This window comes from Sphingomonas sp., from assembly GCF_023266535.1.
In the GTDB taxonomy this organism is placed as follows: Bacteria; Pseudomonadota; Alphaproteobacteria; order Sphingomonadales; family Sphingomonadaceae; genus Sphingomicrobium.
In genome coordinates, this window is record NZ_JAHFPY010000082.1 from 1 (window position 1) to 10,879 (window position 10,879).

11 protein-coding genes are annotated in these 10,879 nt (G+C 64.9%); 8 read left to right on the forward strand and 3 right to left on the reverse strand.

The features are described 5' to 3' along the window. The 3 genes from Q0C64_RS11675 to Q0C64_RS11685 all read left to right on the forward strand — a co-directional run. Positions 1–714, forward strand: a 714-nt coding sequence (locus Q0C64_RS11675; RefSeq protein ID WP_294123969.1) for a tetrahydrofolate dehydrogenase/cyclohydrolase catalytic domain-containing protein, incomplete at its 5' end; no start/stop codon positions are given. Beyond that, on the forward strand, positions 711–1,322 hold the full coding sequence (locus Q0C64_RS11680) for a hypothetical protein (RefSeq protein WP_294123971.1): 612 nt from the start codon (positions 711–713) through the stop codon (positions 1,320–1,322). The genes Q0C64_RS11675 and Q0C64_RS11680, both read left to right, overlap by 4 nt. Continuing rightward, entirely contained in the window at positions 1,319–1,951 is a 633-nt protein-coding gene (locus Q0C64_RS11685) for a MarC family protein (protein ID WP_294123973.1), read from the forward strand. Before Q0C64_RS11680 ends, Q0C64_RS11685 begins: the two co-directional genes overlap by 4 nt. Before the next feature lie 55 nt (positions 1,952–2,006). On the opposite strand, the gene Q0C64_RS11690 is transcribed toward Q0C64_RS11685, so the two are convergent. After that, a complete protein-coding gene (locus Q0C64_RS11690) occupies positions 2,007–3,845 on the reverse strand; it encodes an AcrB/AcrD/AcrF family protein (protein WP_294123975.1) in 1,839 nt (612 codons plus the stop codon). 35 nt (positions 3,846–3,880) lie between these two features. Between Q0C64_RS11690 and Q0C64_RS11695 the strand changes: the two genes are divergently transcribed. Genes Q0C64_RS11695 through Q0C64_RS11705 form a run of 3 tightly spaced genes read left to right on the forward strand, consistent with a single transcriptional unit; the run spans position 3,881 to position 5,978 of the window. Further along, a complete protein-coding gene (locus Q0C64_RS11695) occupies positions 3,881–4,303 on the forward strand; it encodes a GtrA family protein (protein ID WP_294123977.1) in 423 nt (140 codons plus the stop codon). Beyond that, positions 4,300–5,247, forward strand: a complete 948-nt coding sequence (locus Q0C64_RS11700; protein ID WP_294123979.1) for a glycosyltransferase family 2 protein — start codon at positions 4,300–4,302, stop codon at positions 5,245–5,247. The genes Q0C64_RS11695 and Q0C64_RS11700 overlap by 4 nt, the downstream gene beginning before the upstream one ends. After that, positions 5,247–5,978 carry a class I SAM-dependent methyltransferase gene (locus tag Q0C64_RS11705; protein WP_294123981.1) on the forward strand — a complete coding sequence of 244 codons (732 nt, stop codon included), beginning with the start codon at positions 5,247–5,249 and terminating at the stop codon, positions 5,976–5,978. The genes Q0C64_RS11700 and Q0C64_RS11705 overlap by 1 nt, the downstream gene beginning before the upstream one ends. Here Q0C64_RS11705 and Q0C64_RS11710 read toward each other — a convergent pair. Further along, positions 5,914–7,545 carry a hypothetical protein gene (locus tag Q0C64_RS11710; protein ID WP_294123982.1) on the reverse strand — a complete coding sequence of 544 codons (1,632 nt, stop codon included), beginning with the start codon at positions 7,543–7,545 and terminating at the stop codon, positions 5,914–5,916. The two genes, Q0C64_RS11705 and Q0C64_RS11710, sit on opposite strands and share 65 nt — an antisense overlap. Beyond that, positions 7,542–8,762, reverse strand: coding sequence for an argininosuccinate synthase (locus Q0C64_RS11715; RefSeq protein WP_294123984.1), 1,221 nt, complete (start codon positions 8,760–8,762; stop codon positions 7,542–7,544). The genes Q0C64_RS11710 and Q0C64_RS11715 overlap by 4 nt, the downstream gene beginning before the upstream one ends. Before the next feature lie 131 nt (positions 8,763–8,893). Here Q0C64_RS11715 and Q0C64_RS11720 point away from each other — a divergent pair, with 131 nt between their 5' ends. Next, a complete protein-coding gene (locus Q0C64_RS11720; RefSeq protein WP_294123986.1) occupies positions 8,894–9,655 on the forward strand; it encodes an EF-hand domain-containing protein in 762 nt (253 codons plus the stop codon). 90 nt (positions 9,656–9,745) lie between these two features. Then, on the forward strand, positions 9,746–10,879 hold a 1,134-nt coding region (locus Q0C64_RS11725; protein WP_294123988.1), incomplete at its 3' end, for a S46 family peptidase.

Below are 10,879 nucleotides of genomic sequence, written 5' to 3' on the forward strand. Positions count from 1 at the left end.
ACCGAGGCCGGGATGCTGAGCTTCGAGCACAAGCTTCCGGCCGAAATCAGCGAGGGCAAGCTGATCGACCTGATCGAGGAATTGAACACCGATCCGGCGGTCGACGGAATCCTCGTCCAGCTGCCGCTCCCGGCGCACATCGACCCCAACCAGATCATCCTTGCCATCGATCCCGACAAGGACGTCGACGGCTTCCACCCGGTCAACGCCGGCCGGCTGGCGATTGGCCTTTCCGGCTTTGTCCCCTGCACGCCGCTCGGCTGCCTCAAGCTGCTGAAAGCCGAGCTTGGCGACCTCAAGGGCAAGGACGCGGTCGTCATCGGCCGCTCGAACATCGTCGGCAAGCCGATGGCGACGCTGCTGCTGGCCGAGCATTGCACGGTGACCATCGCCCATAGCCGCACACGTGACCTGCCCGATGTGGTTCGCCGCGCGGATATCGTCATCGCCGCGGTCGGCCGGCCCGGCATGATCCGGGGCGACTGGCTGAAGCCAGGCGTTTGTGTGATTGACGTCGGCATCAACCGCGTTGCCGGAGAGGGCGGCAACAGCCATTTGACCGGCGACGTCGACTTCGCGTCGGCCAGCCAGGTCGCCGGCGCAATCACCCCGGTTCCGGGCGGCGTCGGGCCGATGACCATCGCCTGCCTGATCCGCAACACTTTGGTGTCCGCCGCCCGGCGCGACGGCTATTCCTTGCCGGAGGAACTATGATCCTTGCCCTGCTCCTCGCTGCCGCCGAGCCGATGTCGGCACTCGATACGGAACGCGCCTTCATCGCCGATGCGCAGAAGCTCGGCCAATGGACCGCCTTCCGCAAATATGCCGCCGACGATGCGGTGATATTCGTGCCGCAGCAGGTCAATGCGCAGGAGTTCCTGAAGGGCCGCGCCGACCCGCCGGTCGCGGTCTATTGGTGGCCGGGCAAGAGCTTCGTCAGTTGCGACGGCAGCTATGCGGTCAACACCGGGCCGTGGGTGCGCCAGTACGGCAAGGCGGTCGGCTATTTCACCACTGTGTGGCAGCGCCAGCCCGACGGCAGCTGGAAATGGATCTACGACGGCGGCGACGGCCTCGACACCCCCCGCGCCGAGGGTGGGGACATCAAGGCCGAGATTGCCGCATGTCCGAAGGTCGCTCCACCGCCGACTGGACTGGATGAAATTCCAAGTGGCGCGAAATATGTACGTGGGTCGAGCAATGACGAGAGCCTAAGATGGGAATGGGAGGTATTGCCCGATGGCAGCCGCACATTCACCGTAAGCATTTGGAACGGAAGTCGCCATGAGGTCGTGATCGAGGATAAAGTCGCGGCCCCATGATCGAGCTGTTCACTACCGCCTTCATCACCTTCGTCGTGATCATCGACCCGCCGGGCTGCGCGCCGATTTTCGCCTCGCTGACCAGCGGGACGGACCAGGTCCATCGCCGCAAGATGGCGATCCGCTCGGCCTTCGTCGCCTGGTGCATCCTGGTCTTCTTCGCCCTGCTCGGCGAGCCCCTGCTCAGCACCATGGGCATCAGCCTGTCGGCCTTCCGCCTCGCCGGCGGAATCCTGCTGTTCTACACCGCGATGGAAATGGTGTTCGAAAAGCGCACCGAACGGCGCGAGGAACGGGCCAAGGAAATCGAAGGCACGCCCGAGGCCGAGGACATTTCGGTCTTCCCGATGGCCATCCCGATGATCGCCGGTCCAGGGTCGATCACCACCGTGATGCTGCTGTGCGCTCGCGCCAACGGCCTCATCGAAGGCGCTACTGTCCTCGCAGCGATGACCGCGGTGATCCTGCTGACGCTGGTTGCGTTGCTCGCCGCCGGCCCGCTGATGAAACTGATCGGCGCCAAGCTGGAAGGGATGATCACACGCATCCTCGGGGTGATCCTGGCCGCGCTCGCCGTTCAGTTCGTGCTCGACGGGCTGGAGCGGAGCCTTCCCGGTCTGGCGGGCTAAGCGCTTCCAGGAAAAATGGGCACCGGTTTTCCGTCCGGAAGCGCGACAATAAAAACTACCCCACGACCTTCCACATCTTGAACGGCGAATCCTTGCCAAGGTCGACCGGCTGCAGCCAGGCCGGCACCTTGCCCTTGGCCAGCCGGGTGTAAAATCCGCCCGGTGCCTCGGACATGAAGATGGTCGCGGTCGACATATAAGGACAGATCAGCACATAATCGCTGCGATATTCGTCGATGATGCGGTGCGCCTGGGGCTCGCCCCCCCGGAACGCGTTCATCACGTCGGCGATCATCACGTCATTGCGGTGATAGGGTCCGCCGACCGCGTCATGATGGGTGGCGACAATCAGCCGCGGTCCCAAATCGATGAAGGTGAAGATCATGCCCTTGGGCTGGTGGGCGACTGGCCGAAGCGCCGCGAAACTCGGGCACTTGTTGTTGGCCTGCGCAACTTTGAGGGCAACGCCGGTCTTCGCCTTGCTGGGAATGAATACCGTCACGACTGGAACCAGTGCCCCGAAGCCGATTGCGGCAAGCAGGATTGCCGCCACGTGAAGCTTGACGCTCGACGTGCTGAGCCATTGGCCAACAAACAGGACGACGAGTGCCGTGGCCGCTGGAAGCGCCATCATTTGCGCAGCCGGCGCAGCGCGCACTTGCCAGAACAGCAAGACAAAGGCTGCGATCGACGGAAGTGCGACAGCGATTGTGCGAAGCAGGAGGTCTTGGTTGCCGCCGCGACCTTTCCACGCACGCCAGATCAGCAGACCCCATCCAGCTAGGGCGGTAACAGGCAGCGCCATGACGTTCACCGCCACGCGCCATTCGTGACGGTAGAAGGGATTGGCCTCGCGGACATGATCGAGCCACAGCCGCGTCGCTTCCGGGGAGATGCCCTCCAGCCGCTGCAGGCAATGGGGCCACATCAGCGCATGGAAACCTGCAACGACCGCGCCCGCCGCCACCGCAGCGGCCAGCCGCGCTTTCCAGCTGTCGAGCTTCAGCATGGCGAGGCCCAGCATGACCGCGCCGCCGATTGCGGCATCGCTCAGCCATACCGGCGACAGCGCATCGCACACTGCCGAACGGTTGGCGTAGGAGGCGAAGACGAGGAAGCCGAAGGCGGTGCTGGCCACCAGCGAGGCGGCATAGGTCGCGAGCCGCCTGCGCTGGTCGCGATCAACCACCCACATCAGCACCGCCGAACCGCCGAGCAGCGCCAGGTAGATCATCATCTCCAGCCCGATCGCCAGCGACAGGCCGGTGGCGACGCCGACTACCGCGCCGCCTCGCGCCCGCTTCGGATCGGCCATCCCCGCCATCGCAACGCCCAGCAACGCCAACTGCCAGCCATGATGGTCGATCCTCAATGGGGCAAACATCCCCATGGTGGATCCGGCGCAAAAAAGCAGGCCGGCCACTGGGAATATCCAGGCCTTCTGACTCACCAGCCGCTTCATGATCAGCGCAAGGGCGAACATCAGCAGCAGCAGGGGTAACTGGGGCGCGACTGCGACCGCGATCCGTTCCGCATCGGCCCCGCCAACCAAGGGCCGCATTAGCGCAATGATCCCCGCGATCGGCAGGTCGACCAGCCGCGACCAGTGGATGTTGCCGCCGCCGTGCGCCGGGTCGAACCGGTGCTGGATAAGATCGAACCAGCCCTGCCCATCCATCCAGGCGCGAACCTGGGCCATGCGCAGATTGTCGTCGGTATCAGGGAGCGCAAAGGCCTGGATCAGCCGCCAGCGGCCGGCGATGGTGGCGGCGGCGTAAGCCAGCCAGAGCAGGACCAGCACCGTCTTCCAGCGCCGAAAGAACCAGCCCCTAAGCTGGGAAAGCCGCTGTGTCAGCCGAACCTCGTCCATCCGATCCCCCGCCAATTCTGACATTGTGTCCTAGCGGTAAGCCACTAGAGAGCAAGCCGATGATCCAGTCGGCCCTCCACAATCTCGGCCATGAGCGCCGCACCGTGCTGCTGCAGCTGATCCGCTACGGCCTTGCCGGCCTCGCCATCACGCTCGCTGCCGCCGGCAGCTATTGGGCGATTACCGACTTCCTGCACATCGATCCGATGGTCAGCTACGGCATTGTATTCCTGGTCTTTTCGGGGATCAGCTATGTCACCCACGGCGAATATAGCTTCCGCGGGCACGGCGAGCGCGACCGGCATCATATCCGCATGGGCCGCTTCTTCGCGATCAATGTGCTCGGCTTCCTCGTCAACCAGGCCTTCATTTGGGGGCTGGTCAAGCAGCTCCACGGGCCGACCTGGTGGCCGACGATCCCGATGGTGTTTGTCACGCCCCTCTTGACCTTCACCCTGCATCGGCGGTTCGTCTACGCATGAACACCGTCGAACTCAGCGTCATCATCCCGGTCAAGGACGAGGAAGTGGCCATCGGCCCGTGCCTCGCCCGGCTGGTTCCGGTGATCGAGGCAATGTCCGACCCGGCGGCGAAATCGTTCGAAATATTGTTCGTCGACGACGGCAGCAGCGACACCACGCTCGAGGTCATCCGCAAGGCCAACGCCGCCGATCCGCGGATCCGCGGCATCTCGCTGTCGCGCAATTTCGGCAAGGAAGCCGCGCTTACTGCCGGTCTCGATGCCTCGCGCGGGCTGGCGGTAGTCCCGCTCGACGTCGACCTGCAGGACCCGCCCGAAGCGCTGCCCAGGATGGTCGCCCAGTGGCGCAATGGATTCGAGGTCGTTTACGGGGTCCGCGACAACCGCGAGACCGACAGCCTGCCGAAGCGGATTACCGCCGACTTCTATTACCGCGCGCACAACTGGCTTTCGAACGACAAGATCCCCGAACATGCCGGCGATTTCCGGCTGCTCGACCGCAAGGTGGTCGACGTCATCCGCCAGATGCCGGAGCGCAACCGCTTCATGAAAGGCCTGTTCGCCTGGGCCGGATTCAAGCAGGCTGCGGTCAGCTATCACCGCGAGGAGCGCAAGGTCGGCAACACCAAGTTCAACTATTGGAAGCTGTGGACGCTGGCGATCGACGGGATCACCTCCGCCTCGACCGTCCCTCTGCGCATCTGGAGCTATCTCGGCGGCTTCGTCGCCTTGGGCGCGCTCGGCTATGCTCTGTTCATCATCATCCGCACGCTGACCACCGGCATCGTCGTTCCCGGCTACGCCTCGCTGATGGTCGCCATCCTGTTCCTCGGCGGGCTGCAATTGCTGTCGCTCGGCGTGCTCGGCGAATATGTCGGGCGGATCCTGACCGAGACCAAGGCCCGCCCGCTCTACGTCGTCCGCGAAACGATCGGCGAAGGCTGATGGAGCGCAAGGTCTACGACCAGATGGCCAAGCTCGACAGCTGCCACTGGTGGTTCACCGCCCGCCGCCGGATCCTCGACGGAGTGATCGAGCGGATCGTCAAGCCGCCCAAAGGAGCGCGCATCCTCGAGCTTGGCGCCGGCACCGGTCACAACCTCGAGATGCTGTCGCGGTTTGGCGAGGTCGAGGCGAGCGAGCTCGATCCGGTGGCGCGCGGCATAGCCAGCGAACGGCTCGGCCGGACCGTGATCGAGGCGGCATTGCCCGATCTCTCGATGTTCCCGGCCGGCGCTTATGACATGGTCGCGCTGCTCGACGTGCTCGAGCATGTCACCGACGACCAGGGTTCGCTGGCGGCGATCTTCGACCGCTTAAAGCCCGGCGGCGCGCTGCTGCTGACCGTGCCGATCAACCCGTGGATGTGGAGCGCACACGACGTCGCGCATCATCATCACCGCCGCTATCGCAAGGCCGAGATCCGCCAGTTGGCGCTCGACGCAGGCTACGAGATCGAGCTGATGTCCCCGTTCAACAGCCTGCTGTTCCCGCCGATCGCGGCGGTCCGGCTGGTCGGCAAGCTGACCGGCAAGGACGACAGTGACGATGCCATGCCCTCGGCTCCGGTCAACAAGACGCTCGACACCATCTTCGGGCTGGAGCGCGGCCTTATCGGCCGGGTCCCCTTACCGTTCGGAGTGTCCTTAGTCGCTGTTCTTCGCCGGCCTCGCTAAGCGGGACATGTTTGAGCAGGATTGAGCCCTTGCCGGCCCAGACCGGCTGCCAGCCGTCGACCCAATCCGCCGGGATTGGCCGCATGTCGATCAGCCAAAGATAATCGAATGCGTCGTGCGGCAGGTTGTAGAGCGCGGCGCGGACCGACCAGCCTTCATGCCGGCAACCCGGATCGCGCACGATCTGCGACGGGTCGCGCTGGAACCAGCCACCGGCCGGATAGCGGACTGTCAGCAAGGACGATCCGGCCATCGGCCAATGATCGTTGGTATAGGCTTCCTGGCGGACCGTTGCCAATGCACCAAGGTGATCTGATCGCCGCAGCGTCCAGCGCTCGCACCGGTCCCACACCATCACCGCGACCCGCGAGCCAGGCTCGACATGGTCGAGCGCCTCGAGCTGCACCTTCTGCCGGTTCCAGGCGATCGCCATGCTCGCCGTCGTTCCCGCCAGCCGGACCAGCATGAAGCCGGTCGCAGCAACCGCCAGCCAGGTTGACAGCGGATAGCGGGTTTCCTGCTTGAAGCGCACCGCCAGCACGAAGATCGCCGCCGCGAACGGCACCAGCCGCATGTCGGCATAGGCCGATCCGAACACGATGCGCGGCAACAGCACATAGGTCGCCGCCAGGACCAGGCCGGAGAAAGCAAGGTTGCGCGACAGCGTCAGGCGCGGATGGATCAGGGCGAAGACGGGAACCGCCAGCACGATCGCCGCGCAGGCAATGTCATAAGCCTCCCACCGGTCGCGGAACATGCGCAGCAGATATTCCCACTTATATTCCCAATCGAACCAGCGGTGGGTGAGGCCGCCGGTGGCCTCGCTCCGCCACAGCAGGATCAGCAGCAGCGGCAAGGCCATCGCCAGGGCGTGGTAGGCGGCGCGGATGATCGACATCCACCAGCTGCGGCCGCGGTCATGTTGCCGCACCGCCTCGGCCGAGAAACACAACAGGCCGAGCGTTCCCCAGCCATAGGTGTGGGCGAAGAAGACGATAAAGCTGATTGGCACGAACAAAAGCGCCCTCAGCTTCGACTTACCGAGCCGGCCGAGCCGCAGCCACAGGCCGAAGGCGAGCAGCGCCAGCGCCATCGACAGCGAGAAGTTGACGAAGCCGAACATGAACGGATGGCCGAACGCCAGCGGCAGCGCGAACGCCACCGTCGGCGGCAACCGGTTGTGCACTTCGCGCGCGACCCACAACATGCCGGCCACGGTCAGCGGCGGGATCGACATGACCACCAGCTTGGTCGCCGGCTCGACCCCGATCAGCTTGGCCAGCGGCACCACCAGCACATCGACGCCAAGGTTACCGATCGGCAGCCAGCGGAACGAGAACCATTGCTGGAGGATCGCACTGTTGGCGAGGTCGACGGCGACCTTGAAGCGGCCCATGTGCCCGCCGATGTCGACCAGCGGCGGGATCGCCGGATAGGCGAGCGGAATGAACGCCAGCAGGATCATCGCCGCGACGAACGGCCGCCCTTCCCACCAGGGCCGCGGAGTTCCCCTGGGCAGCGCCGCAGGCGCAGCCTGTTCGGCGACGAGATGCGGCGTGATGATCAAGCGCTTTCGCGCCTGCCGAGCAGCCTGAGGCGCAGCGCGTTCAGCTTGATGAAGCCGGCGGCGTCGCGCTGGTCATAGGCGCCGGCGTCGTCCTCGAAGGTCACCACTTTTTCGCTGTACAGGCTGTTGGGCGACTTGCGGCCGGTGACATGGACGCCGCCCTTGTACAGCTTCATCCGCACCGTGCCGTCGACCCTGGCCTGGCTATGGTCGATCGCCACTTGCAGCATCTCGCGCTCCGGCGAGAACCAGAAGCCGTTGTAGATCAGCTCGGCATAGCGCGGCATCAGCTCGTCCTTGAGGTGTGCGGCGCCGCGGTCGAGCGTCAGCTGTTCGATCGCCCGGTGAGCGGCGTGATAGATGGTGCCGCCCGGCGTCTCGTACATGCCGCGGCTCTTCATCCCGACGAAGCGGTTCTCGACCAGGTCGAGGCGGCCGATGCCGTGGCGTTTGCCGAGTTCGTTCAATTTGGTCAGCAGCGCGGCGGGCGACAGCGCCTCGCCATTGACCGCGACCCCGTCGCCGCCCTTGAATTCGATGGTGATTTCTTCCGGCGTATCGGGCGCCGTAACCAGATCGTCGGTGCGCGAATAGACATAGTCGGGCACTGCCTGCCACGGGTCTTCCAGTACCTTCCCTTCGGACGAGGTGTGCAGCAAATTGGCGTCGGTCGAGAAGGGGCTCTCGCCGCGCTTGTCCTTGGGCACCGGGATCTGGTTCTTCTCGGCGAAGTCGATCAGCGCGGTGCGGCTGGTCAAATCCCATTCGCGCCACGGGGCGATCACCTTGATGTCCGGCGCCAGCGCATAATAGCCGAGCTCGAAGCGGACCTGGTCATTGCCCTTGCCGGTGGCGCCATGGCTGACCGCATCGGCGCCGACTGCTCTCGCAATTTCCACCTGCCGCTTGGCAATCAGCGGCCGCGCGATCGACGTACCGAGCAGGTATAGTCCCTCGTACAGCGCATTCGCCCGCATCATCGGGAAGACGTAATCGCCAACGAATTCCTCGCGCAGGTCGTCGATGAAGATATGCTCGGGCTTGACCCCCATCAGCTCGGCCTTGTGCCGGGCCGGGCCGAGCTCCTCGCCCTGGCCGAGGTCGGCGGTAAAGGTCACCACCTCGCAAGCGTAGGTCTGCTGCAGCCATTTCAGGATCACGCTGGTGTCGAGGCCGCCCGAAAAGGCCAGCACGACGCGCTTGATCTGGTCGGCCATGAGGGTGATTTCCTTCGTTTTGAGCTGTCCGAACGAGTGGCGCGCGCCTTGCCACCAACACCCCCGCCGTTCAAGCGCCATACAGCTAGCGAGGCATAGCCATTCACCTTCCGTAGAGGAGGGGCTTACCGATGAAGAAGTTTCTGATCGCTGCGGCCGCGTTGATGGCCGGTACCGCCGCCCTGGCACAAACGCCGACTGCACCGCCCGCGCCGCCCGCGCCTCCGCCGGCGCCGATGGCTCATCCGATGATGGACGATCATGTCATGACCCGCGACGAGGTGGTGGCGATGGTTCGCGAGCATTTCGGCCGCCTCGACGCCGACAAGAATGGCGCGATCACCACCGACGAGGTGATGAAGGGCCATGACAAGATGGCCGGCGAATATCGCGAAGTACGGATCAAGCGCAGCGACGGCGACGCAAAGGGTGAGCCTACGATCATGCACATCGAGCACGGCGATGGCGACGAAGGCGGTGAGCCCCACATCATGCGGATGGAGCGGCGCGATCCCAAGGAGGCGTTCCAGCGCATCGACACCAACAAGGACGGCTCGATCAGCTTCGAGGAATTCTCCAAGGCGCACGAGGAGCGGATCGAACAGCGGATCGAGATCCGCGAGCGCCGCGACGAGGCCGCCAAGGATGGCAAGTGGCCCGCCAAGCACGCCATGATGATGCACCATGGCGGGATGATGGGCAGCCGGATGATCGTCATGGCCGACAATGACCATGACGGGAAAATCACCCTGGCCGAAGCCGAGGCGATGGCCCTCAAGCACTTCGACCAGATGGATGCCAATCATGACGGCAAGGTCACTCCCGAGGAGCGCCGCGCCGGCCGGCCGATGATCATCAAGCAGATCATCGAGAAAAAGAAGACGGCCAGCTAAGTAGCGGTCCCGTTTGGCTTATCCCGGGCCCGGCTTGCGCCGGGCCCTTTTTCGTGGCTGAAGCGCGCCGGTCAGGAGGAGTTTCCGTCGATGTCCCACGCTTTCCGCGCCGCCGCCTTTCTCGCCACCGTTGCCCTGCCGCTGGCCGCGGCCCACGCCGACGAAGGCATGTGGACCTTTGATTCATTCCCGGCCGCCCGGATGAAGGCCGACTATGGCTGGGCGCCGGACCAGGCTTGGCTCGACCGCGTCCAGAATGCGGCGGTGCGCCTGACCGGCGGCTGCTCGGCCAGCTTTGTGTCGGGTTCCGGCCTGATCCTCACCAACCACCATTGCGTCGCCAGCTGCGCGGAGGAGCATTCGACCGCCGACAATAATCTGCTGATGCACGGCTTTACCGCCCGCAGCCGCGAGGAAGAGAAGAAGTGCGCCGGCCAGCAGGCTGAGGTGGTGACCTCGATCCGCGACGTTACGTCCGAAGTTAAGGGCGCGATCGGCGCCGCCACCGGCGGCGCCGCGGTCAAGGCGCGCAGCGCGATTATCGCCCAGATCGAAGGGCAGGGTTGCCCCGACACCGGCAAGACCCGCTGCCAGGTCGTCTCGCTCTACGGCGGCGGCCAGTACAAGCTCTACAGCTATCACAAATATTCGGACGTCCGGCTGGCGTGGGTGCCGGAATCGCAGGCCGCGCAGTTCGGCGGCGATCCCGACAATTTCAATTTCCCGCGCTACTCGCTCGATGCCAGCTTCCTGCGCGCCTATGAGGACGGCAAGCCGGTGGCGACCCCGCAGCACCTCGAATGGAGCGCCCGCGCCCCGGTCGACGGCGAGGCGACCTTCGTGGTCGGCAATCCCGGCTCGACCCAGCGCCTGTTCACGGCGGACCAGCTTGCCTTCCAGCGCGAGCTGGTGCTGCCGATCACCGTCACGACCTTGTCCGAACGCCGCGGCCGGCTGATCGCCCTGATGGAGAGCGATCCGGCCAAGATGCGCGAAGGCCATCAGGCGCTGGAAAGCATCGAGAACAGCCTGAAAGTCTATATCGGCCGCGTTGGTGCGCTGGGCGATCCCGCCTTCACCGGCCGTCTCGCCGCCGCCGAAGCTGAGCTCAAGGCGAAAAGCGCCGGCAATCCGGCGATCGGCAATCCCTGGGGCGACATCGCCAAGGCGATGGCCGATTACCGGACCTTCTACGTCGCTCGCCGCTACGCGCTGCCGTCCGGC

Bases quoted from the DNA above. Each gene is read 5' to 3' on its own strand.
- Q0C64_RS11695 (WP_294123977.1), top strand. From the start codon at position 3,881: ATGATCCAGTCGGCCCTCCACAATCTCGGCCATGAGCGCCGCACCGTG.
- Q0C64_RS11715 (WP_294123984.1), bottom strand. From the start codon at position 8,762: ATGGCCGACCAGATCAAGCGCGTCGTGCTGGCCTTTTCGGGCGGCCTC.
- Q0C64_RS11705 (WP_294123981.1), top strand. From the start codon at position 5,247: ATGGAGCGCAAGGTCTACGACCAGATGGCCAAGCTCGACAGCTGCCAC.
- Q0C64_RS11690 (WP_294123975.1), bottom strand. From the start codon at position 3,845: ATGTCAGAATTGGCGGGGGATCGGATGGACGAGGTTCGGCTGACACAG.
- Q0C64_RS11685 (WP_294123973.1), top strand. From the start codon at position 1,319: ATGATCGAGCTGTTCACTACCGCCTTCATCACCTTCGTCGTGATCATC.
- Q0C64_RS11680 (WP_294123971.1), top strand. From the start codon at position 711: ATGATCCTTGCCCTGCTCCTCGCTGCCGCCGAGCCGATGTCGGCACTC.
- Q0C64_RS11720 (WP_294123986.1), top strand. From the start codon at position 8,894: ATGAAGAAGTTTCTGATCGCTGCGGCCGCGTTGATGGCCGGTACCGCC.
- Q0C64_RS11700 (WP_294123979.1), top strand. From the start codon at position 4,300: ATGAACACCGTCGAACTCAGCGTCATCATCCCGGTCAAGGACGAGGAA.